The 22,785-nt window shown below is 46.9% G+C and carries 15 protein-coding genes and 1 riboswitch; of the genes, 14 read left to right on the top strand and 1 reads right to left on the bottom strand.

The genetic code is table 11. From position 1 onward, the window contains the following. Positions 1 to 8 precede the first annotated feature (8 nt). Both ASD40_RS04240 and ASD40_RS04235 read left to right on the top strand, forming a co-directional pair. Complete coding sequence (locus tag ASD40_RS04240) at positions 9 to 4,526, top strand: beta-galactosidase (RefSeq protein ID WP_057302086.1); 4,518 nt, start codon at positions 9 to 11, stop codon at positions 4,524 to 4,526. A 168-nt stretch (positions 4,527 to 4,694) separates the two neighbouring features. Then, positions 4,695 to 5,462 carry an isocitrate lyase/PEP mutase family protein gene (locus ASD40_RS04235; RefSeq protein WP_057302085.1) on the top strand — a complete coding sequence of 256 codons (768 nt, stop codon included), beginning with the start codon at positions 4,695 to 4,697 and terminating at the stop codon, positions 5,460 to 5,462. A gap of 27 nt (positions 5,463 to 5,489) precedes the next feature. On the opposite strand, the gene ASD40_RS04230 is transcribed toward ASD40_RS04235, so the two are convergent. Next, complete coding sequence (locus tag ASD40_RS04230) at positions 5,490 to 6,173, bottom strand: AlkZ-related protein (protein WP_057302084.1); 684 nt, start codon at positions 6,171 to 6,173, stop codon at positions 5,490 to 5,492. A gap of 197 nt (positions 6,174 to 6,370) precedes the next feature. Then, a riboswitch (Lysine riboswitch) is annotated at positions 6,371 to 6,559 on the top strand. Between the two features lie 164 nt (positions 6,560 to 6,723). On the opposite strand from ASD40_RS04230, the gene ASD40_RS04225 reads away from it, so the two are divergent. The 12 genes from ASD40_RS04225 (at position 6,724) to ASD40_RS04165 (ending at position 22,768) form a co-directional block, all read left to right on the top strand. Next, positions 6,724 to 8,115 (top strand): amino acid permease, encoded by a 1,392-nt coding sequence (locus ASD40_RS04225; protein ID WP_235549162.1) that lies wholly within the window; start codon positions 6,724 to 6,726, stop codon positions 8,113 to 8,115. A 219-nt stretch (positions 8,116 to 8,334) separates the two neighbouring features. Continuing rightward, entirely contained in the window at positions 8,335 to 8,781 is a 447-nt protein-coding gene (locus ASD40_RS04220) for a hypothetical protein (RefSeq protein WP_057302082.1), read from the top strand. Position 8,782: 1 nt separating this feature from the next. Beyond that, positions 8,783 to 8,998: a helix-turn-helix transcriptional regulator gene (locus ASD40_RS04215; RefSeq protein ID WP_057302081.1), complete on the top strand. Its 216-nt coding sequence runs from the start codon at positions 8,783 to 8,785 to the stop codon at positions 8,996 to 8,998. A 12-nt stretch (positions 8,999 to 9,010) separates the two neighbouring features. Continuing rightward, positions 9,011 to 9,733, top strand: a complete 723-nt coding sequence (locus tag ASD40_RS04210) for a DUF4386 domain-containing protein (protein ID WP_057302080.1) — start codon at positions 9,011 to 9,013, stop codon at positions 9,731 to 9,733. Positions 9,734 to 9,994: 261 nt separating this feature from the next. Then, a complete protein-coding gene (locus ASD40_RS04205; protein ID WP_057302079.1) occupies positions 9,995 to 11,698 on the top strand; it encodes an amylo-alpha-1,6-glucosidase in 1,704 nt (567 codons plus the stop codon). Between the two features lie 163 nt (positions 11,699 to 11,861). After that, complete coding sequence (locus ASD40_RS04200; RefSeq protein ID WP_082562058.1) at positions 11,862 to 13,652, top strand: sensor histidine kinase; 1,791 nt, start codon at positions 11,862 to 11,864, stop codon at positions 13,650 to 13,652. Then, a complete protein-coding gene (locus ASD40_RS04195) occupies positions 13,630 to 14,853 on the top strand; it encodes a response regulator transcription factor (RefSeq protein WP_057302078.1) in 1,224 nt (407 codons plus the stop codon). The genes ASD40_RS04200 and ASD40_RS04195 overlap by 23 nt, the downstream gene beginning before the upstream one ends. A 118-nt stretch (positions 14,854 to 14,971) precedes the next feature. Next, a complete protein-coding gene (locus ASD40_RS04190; protein ID WP_057302077.1) occupies positions 14,972 to 16,252 on the top strand; it encodes an ABC transporter substrate-binding protein in 1,281 nt (426 codons plus the stop codon). A gap of 69 nt (positions 16,253 to 16,321) precedes the next feature. Next, a complete protein-coding gene (locus ASD40_RS04185) occupies positions 16,322 to 17,275 on the top strand; it encodes a carbohydrate ABC transporter permease (protein ID WP_057302102.1) in 954 nt (317 codons plus the stop codon). Continuing rightward, the gene (locus tag ASD40_RS04180) at positions 17,272 to 18,084 is read left to right on the top strand and encodes a carbohydrate ABC transporter permease (protein ID WP_057302076.1); all 813 of its coding nucleotides are present in this window, start codon (positions 17,272 to 17,274) and stop codon (positions 18,082 to 18,084) included. Before ASD40_RS04185 ends, ASD40_RS04180 begins: the two co-directional genes overlap by 4 nt. A 735-nt stretch (positions 18,085 to 18,819) precedes the next feature. After that, on the top strand, positions 18,820 to 21,993 hold the full coding sequence (locus tag ASD40_RS04170; protein ID WP_057302074.1) for a glycoside hydrolase family 2 TIM barrel-domain containing protein: 3,174 nt from the start codon (positions 18,820 to 18,822) through the stop codon (positions 21,991 to 21,993). Then, positions 21,986 to 22,768, top strand: coding sequence for an SDR family NAD(P)-dependent oxidoreductase (locus ASD40_RS04165; protein WP_057302073.1), 783 nt, complete (start codon positions 21,986 to 21,988; stop codon positions 22,766 to 22,768). Before ASD40_RS04170 ends, ASD40_RS04165 begins: the two co-directional genes overlap by 8 nt. Positions 22,769 to 22,785: the final 17 nt, after the last annotated feature.

Genomic DNA, 22,785 nt, shown 5'->3' with positions numbered 1-22,785 from the left:
GGGGGATTATGAGGAAGTTTAAGAAATTTATTTGTGTTTTGGGGCTATTATTTTTTATGGTAATTGGAGCACGTGCTGCTACTGCGGCGGTTATACAGCAGCTGCCGGTCTCGAACCCAGGATTTGAAACACTGACTGTAACGAACGGTGTTTACAGTCCGAAAGATTGGAAGACGTGGTGGTGGAGCGGACCCGTCAACAATCCGTCAATTTCGGCCGCGAATTATACGGAGAATGAAAAAAGCGGCGGCCAGCGCTCCGTATTTATTGGCAGTGTTAGCACGGGATACGCGGGGTGGGTATCAAATCCCATAACGCTTCCTTCGGATATGATGTCGTTTCGAATTTCTGCCAAACTGAAGACATCGCAAGATTATGCGGGAAACAAGCCGCGTTTATGGGTTTCCTTCCAGAACAACGGGACTTTTTTAGGGTCCTACACGACGGATCAGACGGAGGGAGTGTCATTTGCGGATTGGACAGAAGTGTCGTTTACCGTCGATCGAAGCCAATTTCCGGCTGGCACCAACACACTTGTGCTGAACCTGTCGACAACCAGCATAAATACGGCGACACCAGCAAGCGGCAAACTTTACTACGATGATGTGATGGTGGAGGCGTCGGATGAACCGATTCCGGTTGTTCAGCAGCTGCCGGTTTCGAATCCGGGCTTCGAGATATTGACCGTAACGAATGGCGTTAACAGTCCAAAAGATTGGAAAACGTGGTGGTGGAACGGAACCGCAAACAATCCGCCTGTTTCTGCGGCGAATTATACAGAGGATGAAAAAAGTGGCGGTCTGCGCTCGGTGTTTATCAACAGTGTCAGCAGCGGATACGCGGGGTGGGTATCGAGTCCCATAACGCTCCCTTCGAATATGACATCGTTTCGAATGACAGCCAAGCTCAAGGCGTCTCCAGACTATTCGGGCAATAAACCGCGTTTATGGGTTTCCTTCCAGAACAACGGGACGTTCCTAGGGTCCTACACGACTGATAAGACGGAGGGGTTGTCGCTTGCGGATTGGACGGAGGTGTCGTTTACCGTGGATCGAAGCCAATTTCCAGCCGGCACCAACACGCTTGTACTGAATTTGACGACCACCAGCATAAATGCTACGACACCGGCCAGCGGCAAACTTTACTTTGATGATGTGAAGGCGGAAGCGTCGAATCAATCGCTGGGACCAGTTGTTTTTACGTTGAAAGGAAGTAAATTTGCTAGCTGGTGGAATCTGGGAGACCCTGTCGTGTATCAATTGAACGCCGGAGCAGTAGCGAGTTCAGTTAATGCCATAATTGGTAGCGTTTACAATTCTGATAATGAATTGATCGCACAAGTGCCTGTATCGAGACAGACATTCCTCGATCAAGGCTGGAGCTGGACGCCTCTAGAGCCGGGGTACTACGAAATTGCTTTTGTGTATCAACAGAACGGTTCGACGGATTTAACGGATCTGCCCGTCAAATATACGTATTCACAGACGGATCTTACTACGTTTACTCGTGAGCGGTATTCTTTGGTAGTGAGTCAGGGTCCAACTAAACCAGTATCGCAAAGATGGCCGACCATGGGCTTCAGCTACCAGCTTTCGGAAGGCGAGAATGCCATGAAACTGGCTGATCTAGTGGGATTTCGCTTTGCTCGGATTCATGCAGTGCCATGGGGATCGCAGTTCCGCGATACGAGCTGGGCGATTGAACCGTCACGCGGTGTTTATGAGTGGTCGAGATTCGATGACCAAATCAACAAGCTGTCAAGTTACGGCTTTGATATGATTGGAAATCTGTTATACACGCCGCAGTGGGCATCACCGCATCCGGAGCAAACGCAGGCGAATATTAGTGTGCCGGCCTATTCCGCTTATGCTCCGGTGGATATGAAGGACTGGGAAGATTTTGTTCGTGCCGTCGTTACCCGGTACAATACTCGAATTAAGACGTGGGAAGTATGGAATGAGCCAAACTTGCCGGGGTTGAGCGTGTTTTGGTTGGATTCGACGGAACGTTTCGTGGAGCTGTTGAAAACGGCGTATCAGACAATTAAAGAGGAGCAGCCGGATTCAGATGTATGGATTGGCGGACTTGCAGGACGCAACTATTTATCATTTTATAAAGAACTGCTCAGCTTGGGCGGAGCGTCCTATTTTGATAAGCTCTCGCTGCATGGTTACCTGCCAGATCCGCGCGAATTCCAGCGTATAGATCAGGCTTTTGGAATCGCATCCAAGCAGTGGGCTGATTCGGAGAGTCATGCGATTCTGGTCAATTCGAATTCAGTAACAGGCACAGTACCTACGGAATCTGAGATCGCTAAGCGGATGATCGTTGACTTCCTGTCGCAGCTCAAATGGGGAACGCAAAAAATTGCCTTATTTCATATGTTGAATTTATCGGAGATGGAAACTTTATCTTATGCCAAGAGCACAGGAACTGTAACGCACGCATCGGGTTTATTCCGCTCTAAGCCGCGAGTGGAGCCGCGACTCGCAGCGTCAGTAGCTCACCATTTTCTCGATCTTGCTGGCCAATCGCTCGTTTATAAAGGGGAGTACGTTCTCCAGGACGGACAAAAAGCAGTTGTAATTGACAACGACGGAACCCGGCTCATAGGTTTGTGGACTGACGCATCCTCCGAAGCTCCGATCGATGCGCGTCTAGCGGCTGCTTTCACGGGAGAGACCCTCGTTACGGACTGGGAGGGCAAAACGCAAAGTGCCAATAACCTACTTAGCATACATCCTGGCAAGGTATATTGGATAAGTAATGCGGATAGCGTAGCAATAGCGCTACTACCGATCTCAGAGCCGTTTTTGATCTCGGATTTCGACCGTAATACAAGTAATATTATTGTCCCTGAGTCAAAGGGAACCAGCGGAGAACTGTTCAATCCTGCCACATTAGAAGTCGCTGACCATGCTGTATGGACTACCGATAATTGGGCGTATAAAGCAGCTGCCCAGTCGACGAAACCGGTGGATTTTGAAGCTTCCTTTGCGGCGGGGTATTCGGATAGCGGGCTAGACCTGATCGTTCGTGTGAAGGATGGGACATTTGTTCAGGATAATCCACTCGGAAGCTTCTGGAAAGGGGACAGCGTACAGTTCGCGATTGACACATTCGGACAGGGATTTACGGGAGATCAGGTGGAGTTCCAGGCGGCACTGACACCGCAAGGCCCAGTGCTTTATAAACAATCGGTGCCTTATGTTGGCGGCAATTTGCCAACCAATTGGACACCGGGTAACAGCGTAGCACAGTACGCGTCCCTAAAGGTAGATCAAACGGTCCCAAATGAAACGACTTATTATATTCATGTGAATTCTTCTGAATTGTATCCTTATGTACATGATCCGAAAAATCCGCTCCGACTGTCTGTGCTGGTCAACGATAATAACGGCAGCGGTCGACTTGGATGGCTTGAGTGGAGCAGCGGGATTGGCAGTGATAAAAATCCGGCGAAATATGGAAAAGTGTGGATGTTGAATGGGCTAGTTGTTGAAGCGGCTCAAACGAATATGACGGAGGGACAAACACAGACTCTGGGTGCCCACGGACTGACGGCAAGCGGGTTTGTAGATTTATCTGGCAAAGCTGCGTGGCATTCATCCGATCCATCAACCGTAACTGTGGATACTTATGGCGTATTGAAGGCAATTGGGGAAGGCAGAGCGATCATTCAAGCATCGTACGGTCCCTTCGTCGGCAGCATTGAGATAACGGTAGATAATACGGTGCCAACTGCAACAGTGGTCTATAGCGTGCTAAACGCACAAAGTGTAATTGCCACAATCATACCGAGCGAATCGGTAACGATTACGAATAATGGGGGTTCAAACAGCTACACATTCATCTTTAACGGCAGCTTTACCTTCGAATTCGTCGACGCGGCAGGAAACTACGGAACGGCAACGGCAACTGTGAACAATATTGCAGCAAAAAGTAAAGCTAAACCGGGTACAGTAGTACTATCCGATGACAATGGGTATGATACCGGATTTCTGGACGGTACATATAATGTTACGATGAACATGTGGTATGGAGAAAACGGTAGAATTTATAAACTTTACGAGAATGATGTATTAATGGATACACAAATTCTCACTGACAATTCACCAACAGCTCAATCCACCGTAACATCCATTACCTACAAGCAGAATGGGATTTATCGTTACTATGCAGAGCTTATTAATGCGTTCGGCACAACAACGAGCGCTGCACATGTGGTAACCGTAACGAAAGCAGCACCGGAAAAACCGGCTCTGTCGGGCGATAACTGGGATGGCGACGGCAACTTTAAAGTCAGCATGAACATGTGGTGGGGTACGAATGGCGGGACGTACAATTTATATGAGAACGGTATTCTAATCTATACAGAAGCACTGATCAATCATACACCGAATGCCCAATCATCCGTAACGACTATAGCGAATAGAGCCAAAGGCAACTATGAGTATCGAGCTGAGCTCGTTAACTATGCTGGAGCCACATCCAGCGATAAGATGATTGTAAAAGTAACTAAATAGTTAAGTTTTGAAGGGGCACCCCAACTCATCTACGAGATGAGTTGGGGTGCCTCTCCTCTCCCATATAATAGAACGGGATATTTTAATTAAAATCAATTCCTAGCTTCCATTTTATAAATGTTCACTGCACTATTAGTAGAGAATCATAAGTAAGGGGGATGAGCTAACATGAATAAAATTCAGGAGTTTAACGCGCTGCATGTATCCAATGAAGTTTTATTGCTGGGGAACGCCTGGGACTTGGTATCCGCTCTGTCACTTGAGAAAGCCGGATTTAAAGCCATCGGTACTACGAGTTGGGGAGTAGCGCAAAGCTTAGGATATTCAGACGGCGAAATGATTGAATTTGCCATTCAGCTTAACGTTGTGAGAATGATCGTAGATCATGTGAAAATACCTGTTACTGCAGATATTGAGTCAGGTTATGGAGAAGATGATCAAACGATCGTCGATAATGTGATGAAACTTGCAGATTTAGGTGCTTCAGGAATCAATATAGAGGATTCGCTCAAGAACCAAGCGGGTCTCAAACCATTGGACCAACAATGCAATCTTTTATCGAAAATTAGAACCGCATTAGAGAAGAATGGGTATCAAGGTTTTTATATAAACGCGAGGACGGATACTTATTTACAAAATCAAGATCCTCTAAATGAAACGATTTACAGAGCAAAAGCCTATATCGAAAGCGGGGCAAGCGGTATTTTTGTTCCTGGATTGAAAGAAGATGATGAAATTAGAGCAATCCTATCACAAATAAGTGCCCCACTAAATATTATGTCTTTGCCGGGACTTACTAATTGCAATAAGCTCAAGGAGCTTGGAGTCAAACGGTTAAGTATTGGAGGTGCGCTATATCGAAAGGTTAATAACTTATTGGATCATTGCGCGGCTCAAATTTATGAGTCTCAGGATACATCGATATTATTTAATTGATTTATCATTTAACAGGTTAACGTAAGGTCAGGCTTCGAACTGAAACAGTTTAGAGAAAAATTTCATTGCATCGGGACTACTACTGCTTTTTAACCGAGCGTTCAATTCTTCTTTGGCAATTTTCAAGTCAACATCGAATTCGTGCAATCCAACGCTCTCCATCCAATGATCCGCTGTTTCGAATGAAGTGCTTTGCCATGCGCTTTTCTCATCTAACGAAATTCTGCTTTCTTTGACACCGGAAATGACGATATCCAAGGTGCCTTGTAAATCCAATAAACCTTGTCCAAAGGTTTTTTTCATTTCTTTGGCGTTCATGCCCGATTTAAATCTTAACGACCTTGTTTCAATCCCTTCGTCTTCTTTGATTTGCTGGAGAAGCTCTACAGAAGTTTTTGAGACAAGGCCGTGCTTATATCGATCTTCAATGGGTTGAGGGCTTCCTAATATGGCTTTGATCCATGGAAACAGTTCACGTGAAATGAAAACTGATTTTTTTTTTAGGAATTTGCCATAGGCAGCCGTACCGTCGCTCGGAAACCGTGCCCGCCACACCCAAGGAACTAAATCAGTGCCAGTTAACCACGGCTCACCGTGAGTGACCTGATAGAGTGACGGGTGATCTGGAATTAAGGGAGCTAAAGGTAGAATACCGACTTCATGAATTAGTTGAACGGCCTCTTCATACGTATGTATTTTTTGCTCTTTCATAGCAGTTCACCTCAACCAGTCGATTTAATTTGAAATAAAGGCTTATCCATATAAATATGAAGCACGTGACAGTAAAACACAATATAAATGTCAAGAGCTATCCCATTCAAATTGGAATAAATATCTATTGATTAATAACCTGAAGCTAATTAAAATAGTAAAAGTTATGAAAACTAAATATGAACCCTCATCAACCTAGATGAGGTAGAGGTCGCGATGTTGAAGAGTACGTCGGAGGAAGTCCAGTAAAGACTGTTGATTCCGATGAAAAGGCAACATTGCCGAAGCCGCACGGTATACTGACCGCGCTCGGCTGGGGCCGTTTCCGAAAGGAGCGGAACTGTCATACTGTTGAATCCAAAACAGTGTGTTGTGCTATCTTGAAACAGGATAAACGAGGGAGTAGAAGCGGCCTAACTTTATTTATGAAGAGAGGCGGCTTTTTTGCGTTGTTAGCCTTCTATTTAATGAAAACTAATGGAAACATGTAAAAGGGAGCGTACAGAAATTGAAAGAGAACAAGTTACGTAGAGGTCTAAAGTCGCGCCACATGACGATGATTTCACTCGGTGGATCGATTGGAACAGGGTTGTTCCTAGCCAGCGGCGGGGCGATACATACGGCAGGACCAGGCGGCGCGCTGTTAGCATACTTCATCATTGGAATAATGGTTTACTTTTTGGTAACAAGCTTGGGAGAAATGGCGACCTATATGCCGGTATCTGGAACCTTCAGTACCTACGCAACGAAATTCGTAGATCCATCCTTTGGCTTCGCGCTAGGGTGGAATTATTGGTACAACTGGGCAATTACAATCGCGGCAGAATTGTCCGCAGCGACATTAATTATTAAGTTCTGGCTGCCTGACAGCCCCTCGTTCTTATGGAGTACTTTATTCCTTGCCTTGATGGTTGGTCTTAATTTATTGTCTGTTAAAAGCTATGGCGAGTCGGAATATTGGTTCGCAATGATAAAAATTGTAACAATTACTGTGTTTATCGGTATCGGCTTGCTAATGATCGTCGGCATCTGGGGCGGAGAAGCGATTGGATTCAGTAATTTTACAGCGGGTGACGCGCCGATTTCGGGCGGCTTGCTTGCCGTACTTGGGGTTTGTATGGCTGCCGGCTTCTCCTTTCAAGGAACAGAACTCGTCGGTGTTGCAGCAGGAGAGTCCGAGAATCCTCGGAAGAGCGTACCTCGCGCGATCCGCAGTGTGTTCTGGAGAATTCTATTGTTTTACATCTTGGCGATTTTCGTCGTTGGCATGCTGATTCCGTATTCCACAGATACACTCTCTAGCGACAGCGTAGCCGCAAGTCCGTTTACGATTATTTTCGAAAAAGCAGGCTTAAGCATAGCAGCTTCTGTGATGAATGCCGTTATTCTAAGCTCGGTTTTATCCGCGGGTAATTCAGGGATGTACGCTTCCACACGCATGCTGTGGGTATTGGCGAAAGAAGGTAAAGCGCCTAAATTGTTCACGAAATTAAATAAAAGCGGGATTCCAGTTTACGCCCTGCTCGCGACAGCTGCAATCGGAATGCTCGCGTTCCTGGCCTCTTTCTTTGGTGATGGTAAAGTGTACATTTGGCTATTGAATGCATCAGGTATGTCTGGATTCATCGCATGGCTTGGTATTGCAATTAGCCATTATCGTTTCCGTAAAGCTTACGTTGCACAAGGGCACAAAGTAGCTGATCTTCCATACCGCTCCATGTGGTTCCCATTCGGGCCGATTTTGGCAGGTGTAATGTGTATGATTGTCATCATTGGCCAAAGCATTAGCGCGTTTTCAGACGGTCAGGTGGACTGGATGTTCTTACTCGCTTCCTATATTGGAATTCCATTTTTCTTGGTGTTGTGGTTGGGCTACAAGTGGAAATACAAAACAAAAGTGTTAAAACTGGAAGAATGCAATTTGGATTCTACAGTAGATTAATTGCAAAAAGAGCAAGGGCTATAAACTGCCTTTGCTCTTTTTGCGTAGAGACTGTCCCAAATTGTCGCACAGTATATCTCTCAGTTATCTTCGACTACTTTTTGCACAGCCTCTCTTCCATTAATGTAAAGAATACTTGACATAATGTATGGTTGATAATATGATGTGTAAATAATACTTTACTTTTTTATAAATATTAACAAAATAGGAGAGGTGAATATGTCCTTTCAAGAAAAGAAAAACATCGTATCTTTGTTTACCACCTTACTCATTTTTTCTATTTATAGCATGTATGTGTATCAAAAGTACCAAGAAGGGAGCTTCCATACCTCGAATGCATTTAGCTTCTGGGGAGCCTTCATCTTAATCTTAATCCCGGTGTCGATTATAGCAAAAATCATCATTCATATCGTTTTCAGTATGATCAATACCATAGCAACGAATGAGAAAGAACCTCGAGTTACAGATGAGTTGGACAAATTAATTGAATTGAAATCCACAAGAAATTCTCATTATGTATTTATCATAGGTTTTCTTCTATCCATGATACCGTTGGTCATGGATCAACCACCTTATTTTATGTTCATCATACTGATTAGTTCAGGGTTATTGTCAGAGGTGATTGGAATCATCACACAGTTGTATCTCTATCGGAGAGGAGTCTAAGATGGGCAAAGCACATATTAGCAACAAGATTCGAACTTTACGCTTTAATCATGATGAAATGACCCAACAACAATTAGCGGATAAAGCAGGGGTGACACGACAGACGATTGTTGCAATTGAGAAAGGGAATTACTCCCCTTCCCTAGAATTGGCTTTTCGTATTGCCCGCGTCTTCAGCTTAACGTTGGAAGAAGTGTTCTCTTTTGAGGAAAATTAGGAGGGGTTAGAAATGACAAACCGTAACACCGAAGCTTCACCGCTTTTTTATGCTAGAGTCGCTGGGTTCGGGCTTCTACTTATGGCTATACTTGCTATGTTTTCAAATTTTTCTGTTCTTGAGGGTCTTATTATACCGGATGATGCAGCAGCTACTGCTAATAATATCATAGCCAATGAGATGTTATTTCGGAGTGGATTTATCAGCTTTGTCATCGTGCTTATTCTTGATGTGCTGGTAGCTTGGGCATTGTATGCTCTGCTCAAACCCGTTAATAAGAATCTTGCCATGCTCGCGGCATGGTTTAGGTTGGTATATACCGCCATTTTTGGAGTCGCCTTGTCTAATTTGTTGAATGTTTTACCACTTCTAAGTGGTGCTAATTACTTCACGGTATTCACAACAGATCAGTTAAAGTTATACGCTCAGGTGATGCTGCTGATCGATGCATTTAAAAATGGATGGCTGATTGGATTGGTATTCTTTGGATTTCATTTGTTGGTCATTGGTTATTTAATCATCAAGTCAGGAGGCTATATACCAAGAATAATTGGGATCTTCTTGATCCTTGCATCTGCCGGATATGTTATAGATAGTATTGCACATTTTCTTCTACCCAACTACGCCGACTACAAAACGATATTCCAACTGATTGTAGCCGTACCTGGTGTGATTGGAGAGCTGTCATTAGCTTTCTGGCTTCTGATTAAAGGTGTAAAGGTTCAACAGAAGTAATAGCCATCCAAACAAGAAGGATACCTATTGGTTATGGTCATAATCTTAAAGCGATATTCACAAAATCAACCTCCCACGATGGGAGGTTTTTTAATTGTCGAACATTAAGACTAATCACGTCGAACAAAATTCCCCCTCGCCCCATCGCAACCATCAACACGCAACAAATTACCTACCCATCACAAACAACTGTCGGTTCTTCCCCAGACCTCCTTTCGGTACAATGAAAGCGCATACTGTTTTCGTAAAGGAGAATGAATCATGAACTTTGACCTGAACGTTGTTCCTTTCAGCCGGAGAGAATCCTTTCTAGCGATCTCGATTCTGCCTGAAGCTCAAGATAGACAACAAGGCTTGTATCTGCGTACCGTTCGTGGCGGCGACGATAAATTTGGCGAGGCGTTTCATATGGATATGTTGGATGAAAACGGTCAATCCGTGTCATTCCAGGCAATAGCTTGCCCGGAGCTGATCCGGCTTGAATCGACGGCAGGCTTAACGGCTGAAATTTGTATCTCCGATCGCCGAACATTTCGAATTCGCACGAAAGGTTGTGGAATCCGCTTAACCTTCCGCACGGCTGCTTACGATTACGCTTATCAAGCAGCCTCCAGCAGCTGGGAAGTAAACAGCTTTACCCATGAATGCAGGTTCATGCTGACCGCGCTGGTTGGCGACTTGAAGATGGAAGTGCCATGGGACAAAATCAAAAGCTCCTATGTAATCGCAGATTTCTTACCTGATCGCAAATCGGGTATATCCGAGTTTGCTGTAGAAGAATTCCACACTGTGTGGGAGCCGCGCGCTGCTTGGGAATCCTTCGATGATGCTGTGAAACAAGTCAAGGAAGAGTTTAACCTATGGCTTGATCGCACTCTGCCTCTGCCAGAACGCTGGCAGGAAAGTCGGGAACTTGCGGCTTATATTACGTGGTCCTGCCTCGTTCCAGATGAGGGGTGCCTGACCAGACCGGCGATGTATATGTCGAAGAACTGGATGACGAATATTTGGAGCTGGGATCACTGTTTCAATGCGATGGCGCTTATTCGCCATGATCCGAAACTGGCGTGGGATCAATTTATGATTTTCTTTGACCGCCAGGATGAGAGCGGTTTGATTCCTGATTTCATCAATAATAAGTATGAGCTCTGGAACTGCAACAAGCCGCCGATACATGGTTGGACGCTTTCTTGGATGATGGCCAGAACGGACTATATTAAGGATGCGCAGCTTCGGGAGGTCTACGGACCACTCTCCAAATGGACGAAATGGTGGTTCCGATATCGCGACGGCGATGGAGACGGGATTCCGCAATACAATCACGGCAATGACTCTGGCTGGGATAACAGCACAGCCTTCAATAATGGCATTCCAGTAGAAAGCCCAGATTTAGCGGCCTTTCTCATTCTTCAAGCAGAACTGCTCGCTGAGATTGCGGGACTGCTCGGGCATTCGGCAGATGCCAAAGAATGGCGGCGGCTTGCTGAGGGCACACTTGAGAAGATGATCAGTCATTTCTGGAAAGATGGCCGCTTCACAGCCTGCCGCTCCGGCACGCATGAGTTATCCGAAGGGGACAGTCTCCTTTTGTTCGTTCCAATCCTTCTGGGCAAACGTCTTCCAGAGCCGATCCGCACAGCTTTGCTGAAGGGGCTAAGGGATGAAGAGCGTTTCTTAACCACTAATGGTTGGGCGACAGAGAGCGTGAAAAGTCCTTTCTACAATCCGGACGGCTATTGGCGAGGTCCGATCTGGGCTCCTTCGACCATGCTTCTCGTGGAAGGAGTAACCGCGGCTGGTGACCGTGAGTTGGCAGAAGAGGTAGCGCGCCGATTCTGCACCATGTTGGATCACAGCGGAATGGCCGAGAATTTTGACGCGATTACGGGACAAGGCTTGCGTGATCGTGCCTTTACATGGACATCGAGTGTGTTCTTGATGCTAGGTAATGAATACACAACCTAAATAAAATCTGCACTTCTCCCTGCTATAAATTAGCAGAGGGGTGGTGCTTTTCCCGTTTCGGGGATCGGATCTCATAATGGAATGGTGAAGCCAATGCCGTCAGGGACTCTCTCATGGATGGAAGATACATTGTTCGCTGAAAGTGTTCCATGCTACACTTCAAATGTATGATTTTATAGAGAAAGCTCAAGGGGAGGGTGCGATCATCAAAGATTATTTGCTTAAGCGACTCAATATCCGCCTTTTGTCTGGCTCTTATAGGAGCATTCGCACGAAGCTGCTCTTCTGTTTTCTCATTGTAACGATAATTCCGCTGCTCTCGCTTGGGGCCTTGTCTTATTACCAGTCCGCGAAGGTCATTAATTCTCAGTTTGGCAAATATGGGGAGAACGCTGTGGCACAGTTGGAGCAGCAGATGAGTTCTTATTTGAATCGGATGAACCAGACGACGGAGACGGTTTATTCCTATTTACTTGATCCTGCAAGGGTTGATCTAGGGAACCAGGTTCCGACGACTTATAAAGAGATTATGGATAAGGATGATTTTGAAGTTCTTCTGAAAGCGCTTAAAACCGACCGAACGACAGGCATCTACATTATTACCAGTTCCGGTTACTATTATGGAGAAAATAATCTCGATGTGTCGAAGCTCAGCCGTATTCCGGCTTGGCAATCCATGTCGGATGCTAATGAAGGGAAGTACTGGCTGGGTTTCTATACTCAGAATCATGGGATGAAAGAAACCGAAGATTCCGGGATGCCCGTGCTGGGCTTAGCTGTCCCGATTAACAATCCATACGGTGCGCTGCGGGGCAGCAAGATTCTTATCGAGGAGAATGCGGAAGATCTGCTTCATATGTTCAAGTTGTTCGAGAACGATACCAAGGCTCATCTCAGAATAGCAGATCCGCAGGGACGAATTATATATGAGACAGCAGCTGCCTTCACTTCGCAAACCAGTGATATCGTTTGGAACAAAACACTTGCAGCTAATCATTGGACGATTGAGGCGAGGCTGCCTTCCCAGTCGTTTTATCGCTCCTCCAGCATTATAAGATCGAATACGATTATGGTTGCTGTAGCTTCATGTCTCCTAGCTTTTGGGCTTGCGTACCTCTTCTCCTCCCGATTCACCGCACGGATTCGCCGTCTTAAGGACGCGATGCAGAAGGTCAGCTTCGGTAAGCTGCATACGAGGACTCAGGTCGAAGCCAAGGATGAGCTGGGCATTTTGGATACAAGTTTTAACAATATGGTGGGCGGCATTCAGACTTTGATTGGCGAGGTTGAACGGAGCGAGCGGCTCAAGAAGGAAGCGGAGCTGAAGGCCTTTCATTATCAGATCAACCCGCATCTGCTCTTCAATACACTTAACTCCATCCAATGGAAAGCTAGGCTTCAAGGAGCGGAGGATATCCGCCAAATGCTGTACCATCTCACGATGGTACTCGAAGGCAATCTGGATATCTCGCAGGAGCTGATACCTCTTGGTCGAGAGCTGCGGATGATTGAGCATTTTCTGAAAATCCAAGAGGTCCGATATGGCCCCGTTTTCAAGTATGAACTGGCATGCGATGAACTGCTCAAGCGTTATCTGATTCCCCGCATGACACTGCAGCCTTTGTTCGAGAATATTTTCTTCCACGCCTTCGAGGACGGCAAGGGCGTAATCCGCTTATCCATTCGGGATGAAGGCAATCATTTGCTGCTCACACTTTCCGATAATGGAGCGGGTATTCCAGCGGATAAACTGAAGCGGCTGCTTCGGCCAAGCGATACGAGTCGTAAGGGCAGGGGAGGTCTGGGTGTGCAAAATGCCGATCAGAAATTCAAATTGCATTTTGGCCTGCAGTATGGGTTAACGGTGGAATCCAACCAGGGTGAAGGGACAACGATCATCATAGAATGGCCTAAGAAGGAGGAGAGTCCGCATGGAAACTATCAAGAGCATTAAGGTGATTATCGCAGATGACGAGAGCATCGTCCGTAAAGGACTTCGTTCCACGGTTCCTTGGGATAAATACGGGATGGAAGTGGTGGCGGACGCCCCGAATGGCCGCAAAGCCTGGGAAGCTTTCCTTGAGCATCGGCCTCAAGTCGTCATTACCGACATTGTTATGCCCGAAATGGATGGCATTGAATTGTCACGCCGAGTCAAGGAAACAGATCCCGATACGAAAATCATTCTGCTCAGCTGCCACAGGGATTTCGAGTACGCTCAGCAGGGTATGAAGCTGGGAGCAGCTGGATATCTGCTCAAAACCGCCTTTGAGGATGAGGAGCTTGAAGGCATGCTGGCGAAGTTTCAACATGAGCTTGCGATAACTCCTTCGGCACCAACAGTCGCCCCGACAGTTAGCAGCGAAGACGAAGATGAGCGGCTGGGTACTCTGCTCTATGCTTGGCTGAATGGCCATAATGACAAGCTTGTTGGGGAGATGGAGAAACGTACCCGTGAGGTGTGGTCTTTCCATGGTGAACCGGTTTATGTCTTTTTGATCAAGACTTCCGGGTGTGAGGCGTCTTGGCTCGATTTGTTGAAGGAAGCGCTTGAGGAGGATCGCCAGCTGTGTAAAGGGGCAGTCATTCCATATGGGGATGAGCGCTGCTACTATATTGTGCCCGAGTCGCTTCTGAATGCTGCGGAGAGCTTGCTTGTGGAGAGAAAGAGCGAGAATGCGAAGCTGCAGTGGGCCAGAAGAGGGCCGCTCACAAGCACAGAGGAACGTCTTGAAGCGTTGTTAGCCCTGCATAAAGCAGCGGAATTGGAGAAAGCCTATGGCGTAACAGCCGCAGATTGGCCTGAGCCGATCTGGAAAGCGGTTAAGCTTCTGCATGACAACCCGGCGGCTGAATGGTCTGTCAGCGATGTAGCTGGACAGGTTGGGCTCAGCCGAAGCCACTTCTCTATCATATTCAAGAAAACGCTGGGAGACAGCTTCGTTGCTTTTCAATACAAACGTAAGCTCAAGCTGGCCTACGGTTTATTAAAGGATACGCAGCTCACGATGCAGGATATTGCTGAGCGTACAGGGCTTGGAGACAGCAAATATTTCAGCAAATGGTTCAAGCGCTGTACTGGCCTAACGCCAAGTCAGTACCGAGCCGAACATAAAGACGGTACCCTCCGAACATATGGACACCCGCCTCGGTGAATCGAACAAAAACGCACAAACATTCGAATAGTTATCGGTTTTGAACCGCTTTCATTTTAGTTATGATGAAAGCGGTTCAATTATTATATACTCATTCACGGATAGGGGAGCTGACAGAATGATCAAGAAACTTTCACTCATTGTTCTTACGACTGCAATGGCGATGACTGCGCTTACAGCATGCACCAGTAATAACGAAGGTACGACTAGCAAGGCGACACAACCGGCGAACGGTAACAATGCTGCCAAAGAGAAGACGCTTCGATTCGCTACATGGGATACCGGAGATGCTCTGAAGATCGAGCAGGATATCGCGAAGAAGTTCGAAGCGAACCATCCAGGAACGAAGATCCAGGTAGAAGCGTACGCCGACGGTTTCGACCAGAAGCTAGCTGCGGGTTTCGGCGCTACGAATCCTCCGGATGTGATGTACATGTGGGATTTTCCAACGTATCATCAATCGCTTGAGCCGCTGGGCAGCTACGCTGACGGTGATAAGGACTTGAACAAGGATGATTTCTACAAAGGGTTGTTCAATTACGCGACGATCGAGAACAAGCTCTATGGCATTCCAGCAGGCTTCACGACTCGTGTTGTGTATTACAACAAGAAGATGTTTGATGATGCTAAGATTCCTTATCCGAAGGACGGTTGGACATGGGATGATTTCCAGGATATTTCCAAGAAGCTGACGGATAAAGCTAAGAAACAGTATGGTTTCGGTGTTCGAGCGGATAACGATACGTACGATTTGCAAGGATTTGTATGGAGTAACGGCGGCTCTTATATCTCTAATGACGGCAAAACGATAAACGGCTTCATGAACAGTAAAGCAACAGCCGGAGCTATTCAAATGTTCGGGGATATGGTCAAGAACGGTTCGGCCATGCTGGCCGGAGGCAAAGGACAGCAAAGCGGTGAAGATATCTTCAAAGGCGGCAAAATCGCCATGTGGGAAAGCGGTATCTGGCCGCTGGAATCGTTCAAGGAAGCAGGGATTGATGTAGGGACAGTGGAGATGCCTGCTTTTCCAGGCAAACCAGTCAAAGGTGTGATTGCTGAATCTGCTCTATCTATTGCGAAGGATTCGAAACAGAAGGATCTGGCTTGGGAGTTTATCAAGTATTATGTTGGGAGCGAAGCGATCAAGATGCGCGTAGCGGATTTGCCTGTCAGAGTAAGTGTCGTCAACGAGCTTAAGAAGGATCAGGATCCTCTGTATAAGCCGTTTTACACAATGCTGCAGCGCTCCGACAATTCGCCGGCATTCCTGCTGAGTGCCAAGTGGAATGAAGTGAACCGTCAGCTATCTTCGGCCGTAGAAGCTACCGTGCTTGGCAGTAATGCGCAGGATGCGCTGGATCAAGCCGTCAAAGACAGCGAGCGTTATTTGAAATAAGATTTCTACAGAAAGAAGGTTAGGGAGATGGCTCAGACCTACCCGCAGCAAGCAAACGCAGGGAAACCAATGGCCAGCCTCAAGCCTAGAAGGAAACTCAGTTGGGGTGGGGTAACTCCCTACCTCTTCATTTTTCCATGGATCTTCGGATTCCTAGTGTTCACTTTAGGGCCGTTGTTATTCTCGCTTATTATTTCATTTTTCGATTGGCCAATTGTAGGTAAAGTGCGCTTTATCGGATTAGACAATTATGTGGATATGTTTACGAAAGACCCGCTGTTCTGGAAGTCGTTCGGCGTGACAATCAAGTTCGCAGCGCTGTTTGTTCCACTCAATATAGCGGTTGCGCTTGGACTAGCGATTCTGCTTAATCAGAAAATTCGCGGCAGCGCGATTTTTCGAACCGCGTTTTACCTACCCTCTGTGATCTCGGGCGTGGCGCTAGCTATGATTTGGTCTTGGGTGTACAGCGGAGATTACGGTATTCTGAATTATTTTCTGTCGATTATCGGTGTTCAGGGTCCTGACTGGTTGAATAGTAAACAATGGTCTCTTGTAGCGATGGTCGTTGCCAGCTTATGGGGACAAGGCTCGATGATGCTCGTTTTTCTTGCAGGGCTTAAGGGGATACCAAAGGATCTATACGAATCTGCTTCCATAGATGGTGCGGGTAAGCTCAGACAATTCTTTAGCGTTACGATACCGATGCTCAGCCCGACAATTATATTCAATCTGATTACGTCCATTATCGCGGCGTTCCAACAGTTAACCCTTGCGCTCCTGCTCACAGGAGGCGGTCCGATGAAATCAACGTATTTTTACGCGATGTATATGTACGAGAATGCCTTTAAGTTTTTTAAAATGGGTTATTCCGCAGCAAACGCATGGTTCATGTTCCTTATTGTGCTCAGTCTGACATTCCTTGTATTCAAGTCGTCAGAGGCTTGGGTGTTCTATGAAGGCGAAATGAAGCAAAAGTCACAGAAGAAAGTGAAATCCGGCGGAAGGAGGAGGTCAGCATGAAACGGATAATCGTCTATACGATGCTGATTATCTGCTCGCTGCTGTTCGTCGCTCCGCTGTTCTGGGCGGTGACGACGGCGGTGAAATCGCCAGCGGAGCTGTACCTTTTCCCGCCAAAATGGATTCCTTCGGTTTGGAAATTCAGTAATTTCGCCGAAGCATGGACGATTCAGCCTTTTAACTTATTCCTGAAAAATACCGTCATCGTGACGTTGATGTCAACGCTCGGCCAATTAATATCCTGTACGCTTGTAGCCTACGGGTTTGCGAGATTCCAATTCAAAGGGCGCGATCTGCTGTTTCTGATTGTGCTTGCTACGATGATGATCCCTTGGGAAGTCACCATGATCCCGCAGTATATGGAGTTTAACTACCTCGGCTGGATTAATACGCTCAAACCGCTTATTGTTCCGTCGTGGTTCGGTTCGGCTTATTATATCTTCTTGCTGAGACAGTTCATTCTGACGCTTCCTCGCGAGTTAGATGAGGCGGCAACGATCGATGGGGCTAACAAATTTGCCATTCTTGTGCGGATCATTGTCCCGCTCATGGGACCATCGCTCATTTTAGTCGGCGTGTTTCAGATTATGAGTTGTTGGAACGATTATCTGGGACCGCTAATTTTCCTTAATGATCAGTCAAAATATACACTGACGCTTGGATTGTCGCAGTTCAAAGGGATGTTTGGCGTCGACATGCAGTCCATTATGGCCATTACCTGTCTGATCTCCATTCCGCCGCTGGCTGTGTTCTTCTTCGCACAGCGCTATATTGTCGGTGGAATTGCGGGTACGGGGATTAAGGGGTAGATAGGTCCTTTCTAGGATAAAAGTCATTGGAATTTATACAATCATATCCCATTTCCTGCAGTGAATATTATCATTCTATTGCAATCTTCCAATGAGTTACATGGATTCTCAGCTAGATTGGGCAAAACAATTGTACTTATGAGACTGTCGATTGATTCATTATGTCTCTCACAACTGGTATTCAAAACTCCAAAATCCGATTTTAGAGTCATTCACCTTTCGTGAAGGCAAATGGGCTTAGTGATTACTAATGTTGTATTTCATACAACAATTCACACGCCAAAAGGCTATTTTGCAACTTGAAGTTGCAGTTTGTACAACATTTTTAGCCCGTTTGTTGCGAAATGGCCTGTATAGGAGCAAATTGTTGTACATGATGCAACAATGTACGGAAAAAGCGCGATAACGGCAGCAATTGTTGCACTTTCTACAATAGGAGCAAATTGTTGTACATGATGCAACAATGTACGGAAAAAGCGCGATAACGGCAGCAATTGTTGCACTTTCTACAACATCATTCAACCGCGCACACGGATTCATTCATTTAGCAACCTCAATTGAGCATAGTTGAATATTGAACCCGATCTAAGACACCTCCATTGCAGAGCAAGATTAGATGAATGAATCGACGGTCTCTTTATTCCAATGGATACGCGTCGTGTGGACCAGATTAGGTTTTTTTGAGCAGAAGGTTAATAGAGACATATAGATAGAGATTCGAGAGGAGAGGCAGCTATGCGTAACGAGAAAGTGGCACGTGATTGGGATAATCTAGCGGTGTTAGAGCGCAATCGTGCGAAGGGCCGGGCATATTTCATCCCACATTCCGATCAGGCCGGAGCATTGAGCTATGACCGAGGGAGTTCGCCTTGGTTCAAATCTTTGAATGGCAGTTGGAAGTTTCATTATGCGAAGGGGCCAGAATGGGCGCCGGATGATTTTTACAAAGAGAATTATGACCTGTCTGGCTGGGATGAGATCCAAGTTCCGAGCCATTGGCAGCTGAAGGGTTATGGCCATCCGCATTATACGGACTTATATTATCCGTTCCCGGTTGATCCTCCGCATGTGCCTAATGATAATCCGACAGGCAGCTATGTGCGAGAGTTTGAGCTTCCACAGCATTGGGACGGCAGAAAGCTGGCTGTGAAATTCGATGGCGTGGATAGTGCATTCCATGTATGGGTCAATGGGACATTCGTTGGTTACAGCCAAGGAAGCCGATTGACGTCAGAATTTGATCTGACACCGTTTGTGAAGCAGGGAATCAATCGTATGGCGGTGCGCGTCTATCAATGGTCAGACGGCAGCTATCTGGAAGACCAAGACATGTGGTATATGAGCGGTATTTTCCGGGATGTGTATCTGGTTTCGGAGCCGTCCTCCATACGGATCGTGGATTATCGAATCGTTACCGAGCTGGACGCTGACTATAGCGATGCGACTTTATCCGTTCAAGTTGAACTGCATGGAAATGTATTGCAAGGGAAACTCCAACTGCAGCTTCTGGATCATGAAGGTGCACATGTTGTTTCAGCTGTAGAAAAAATCATTGTCGGCGGTGCTGATCAGACGATTCTGTCGTTTTCAATGCCAGTCACAAAACCTTCGCTTTGGAGCACTGAAGCTCCAGCACTATATCATTTGACGATAGGCGTAGTGGATCTGAACGATAAAGTAGTGGAGACGGTTGCTCAGCGAGTTGGCTTCCGCAAGATCGAAGTGATTGACGGCCAGTTTCTGGTGAACGGCAGGGCGATCATGCTGAAAGGCGTAAACCGTCACGATCACCATCCGGATACAGGACGCACAGTGACGCTGTCGACCATGATTCAAGATGTGAAGATGATGAAACAGCATAATATTAATGCGGTCAGAACCGCTCATTATCCGAATGATCCGCGGTTCTACGATATTTGCGACGAATATGGTTTATATGTCATGGAAGAAACGGATTTGGAAACTCACGGCTTTGAGCCTCTGGGCAATATTTCACGGCTAAGCGATGATCCTGCTTGGCAGGAAGCATATGTCGACCGCGTACGCCGCATGGTAGAGCGTGATAAGAATCATCCTTCCGTCTTGTTCTGGTCACTTGGTAATGAATCCGGCTTCGGCTGCAACTTCCGAGCGATGTCGGCATGGTGCAAACAAGCAGATCCAACGCGGCTCATTCACTATGAAGAAGATCGCGAGGCGGAAGTGTGCGATATTGTAAGCACCATGTACTCCTCCGTAGAGAAGATGGCAGGCTTCGGTCAGCTGGTTGATCATCCTAAACCGCATATCCTGTGCGAATTCGCTCATGCCATGGGGAATGGTCCAGGCGGACTCAAGCCGTATTTTGATACCTTCGATGCTTATAGAAGGCTGCAGGGCGGCTTCGTCTGGGAATGGATCGATCATGGTATCCGCAGGAAGACAGCGGAAGGTAAAGACGACTACACTTATGGCGGAGACTATGGTGATGTGCCGAACAACAGCAATTTCGTCATTGATGGTCTTGTTCGTCCGGATCGGACACCTTCCCCAGGTCTGATTGAATACAAGAAAATTATTGAACCTGTTAGGGTCGAGTATATAAAAGATGATCGCATACGCATCATGAATCGCTACGATTTTGTAACGCTTGATCACCTCTATGCAGATTGGAGTGTGACGGTAGATGGGCGGACTGTCCAAAGCGGTGTGCTTGTTCTGCCGCGAATTGGTCCTGGCGAAAGTGCAGAGGTTTATGTTCCCGTTAGAGCAGATCTGCAGCTAGCCTTATTAGATCCGAATGCGGAGCGCTGGTTGAATGTAGGCTTCACGCTTGCGGCAGATTGCATCTGGGGTGAGCAAGGACATGAGGTAGCTTGGGCACAGCTTGCTCTCGAAGCAGTTGGGAACAGCGAGCAAACTAGAAATGCCGGGGATAGCGCCAATTCGTCTGCTTATGAAGCAGTTAGTTTGCCAATGCGGAGTTTATCCTGCACAGAGGAAGGGCGTCAGCTCATCCTCGCGAACGATTCATTCCGAATCGCATTCGACACCCGGCGGGCAGGAATCAGCTCACTGCGAATGAACGGCCAAGAGCTAGTGAACACGGGGCCGCGTCTTAACTTCTGGCGTGCACCGATTGATAACGATATGTATGTCCTGCCTGACTGGTACAAGGCTCATCTCAATAGGCTAAGCGAACGAATAGATAGTTGTCGCTGGGAGCGGCTGGATGAGGGAACGATTCGTATAACTTGGTCGTCTCGCATTGCACCCCCGGTATTCGACTGGGGCTTCCGATGTGAAACGACTTATACCATAACAGGCTCAGGTCTTATCGTCATTGACGTTCAAGGCGTTCCAGAAGGCAAGCCGCCTGCTATGCTTCCTAAGATTGGACTCCAACTGGAGATACCGGGAGACATGGACGCTGTGAAATGGTACGGACGTGGTCCGGGGGAGAACTACTCCGACAGTAAGGAAGCAGGACGGTTCGGTGTGTATCGGAAGTCTGTAGATGAACTATTCACGCCATATATTTATCCGCAGGAAAACGGCAACCGCACAGATGTAAGGTGGGTATCCATTACAGATGGTGCCGGAATCGGTCTACTCGCGGTAGGAGCACCAACACTTGAATTCAGCGCACGACGCTATACCGATGCTGACTTAGAAGCAGCCAAACATACAAGTGATCTTGTTCCACGGGATTTCATTACACTCAACCTGGATTACAGGCAGAATGGTTTAGGCAGCAACAGCTGTGGACCAGCTCAATCCCCGGAAAACACAGTCACATCAGAAGCATTCCATTTCCAGATGCTGCTTAAGCCCTATCTATCCGAAGATACCCTGCCTGAGCGGTTGAGCCATCAAATGAGACTAGAAGCGAAAGAGAAACATCTACAGGAGGCTACAAACCATGCTTAACGCACAAGACGTATTGAACTTAACGGGAAAAATAGCAGTTGTAACCGGCGGAGCCTCAGGGATCGGCCTTGCGACGGCTGAACTGCTTGCCAGCTTTGGAGCTTATTCCATCCTTCTAGATATTAACGAAGATCAAGGAGAACAGGCGGTAGCTGGAATTAGACAGCAGGGAGGCCAAGCGAGTTTCTACCGCTGTGATGTGTCTTCCTCTGCCGATTGCCAGCGTGTTGCAGCAGAAATTGATGCTGCACACGGACGAATTGATATTTTGTTCAACAATGCTGGGATTATTCGTCGTAAAACGGTCGTTGAGCTGGAAGAACGTGATTGGGATTTGGTTATAGATGTTTCCTTAAAGGGTGTTTATCTCCTGTCCAAATCTATCATTCCGATCATGGAGCGAGAGGGTGGAGGCAGCATCATTAACTCAGGCTCCGGTTGGGGCCTAAAAGGCGGAGACCGCGCTGCTGCCTACTGCGCTGCCAAAGCAGGCGTTGTGAATTTAACGCGGGCTATGGCTATCGATCATGGTGTCGCTAACATTCGCGTGAACTGCGTATCGCCAGGCGATACGGACACGCCGCTGCTGCGTGATGAAGCGAAGCAGCTTCAGCGAAACGAGGCTGAATTCCTAGTCGCCTCGGCCGGTGGCCGCCCGCTAGAGAGGCTCGGAACACCGCGAGATATCGCGAATGCGGTCCTGTTTCTAGCGAGTGACATGTCTTCTTGGGTAACGGGAAGCGTGCTTGTTGTAGATGGCGGGGGCATTGCCTAAGGGCAATTCGTGTCTAT

It is taken from the genome of Paenibacillus sp. Root444D2 (assembly GCF_001426375.1).
Lineage (GTDB): Bacteria > Bacillota > Bacilli > Paenibacillales > NBRC-103111 > Paenibacillus_E.
The sequence above is the reverse complement of the archived record's forward strand: the minus strand, read 5'-3'. Positions and strand labels throughout refer to the sequence as shown.

Coding starts and splice junctions, on each gene's coding strand:
- ASD40_RS04240 (WP_057302086.1), top strand. CDS start 9: ATGAGGAAGTTTAAGAAATTTATTTGTGTTTTGGGGCTATTATTTTTT.
- ASD40_RS04235 (WP_057302085.1), top strand. CDS start 4,695: ATGAATAAAATTCAGGAGTTTAACGCGCTGCATGTATCCAATGAAGTT.
- ASD40_RS04230 (WP_057302084.1), bottom strand. CDS start 6,173: ATGAAAGAGCAAAAAATACATACGTATGAAGAGGCCGTTCAACTAATT.
- ASD40_RS04225 (WP_235549162.1), top strand. CDS start 6,724: ATGACGATGATTTCACTCGGTGGATCGATTGGAACAGGGTTGTTCCTA.
- ASD40_RS04220 (WP_057302082.1), top strand. CDS start 8,335: ATGTCCTTTCAAGAAAAGAAAAACATCGTATCTTTGTTTACCACCTTA.
- ASD40_RS04215 (WP_057302081.1), top strand. CDS start 8,783: ATGGGCAAAGCACATATTAGCAACAAGATTCGAACTTTACGCTTTAAT.
- ASD40_RS04210 (WP_057302080.1), top strand. CDS start 9,011: ATGACAAACCGTAACACCGAAGCTTCACCGCTTTTTTATGCTAGAGTC.
- ASD40_RS04205 (WP_057302079.1), top strand. CDS start 9,995: ATGAACTTTGACCTGAACGTTGTTCCTTTCAGCCGGAGAGAATCCTTT.
- ASD40_RS04200 (WP_082562058.1), top strand. CDS start 11,862: ATGTATGATTTTATAGAGAAAGCTCAAGGGGAGGGTGCGATCATCAAA.
- ASD40_RS04195 (WP_057302078.1), top strand. CDS start 13,630: ATGGAAACTATCAAGAGCATTAAGGTGATTATCGCAGATGACGAGAGC.
- ASD40_RS04190 (WP_057302077.1), top strand. CDS start 14,972: ATGATCAAGAAACTTTCACTCATTGTTCTTACGACTGCAATGGCGATG.
- ASD40_RS04185 (WP_057302102.1), top strand. CDS start 16,322: ATGGCCAGCCTCAAGCCTAGAAGGAAACTCAGTTGGGGTGGGGTAACT.
- ASD40_RS04180 (WP_057302076.1), top strand. CDS start 17,272: ATGAAACGGATAATCGTCTATACGATGCTGATTATCTGCTCGCTGCTG.
- ASD40_RS04170 (WP_057302074.1), top strand. CDS start 18,820: ATGCGTAACGAGAAAGTGGCACGTGATTGGGATAATCTAGCGGTGTTA.
- ASD40_RS04165 (WP_057302073.1), top strand. CDS start 21,986: ATGCTTAACGCACAAGACGTATTGAACTTAACGGGAAAAATAGCAGTT.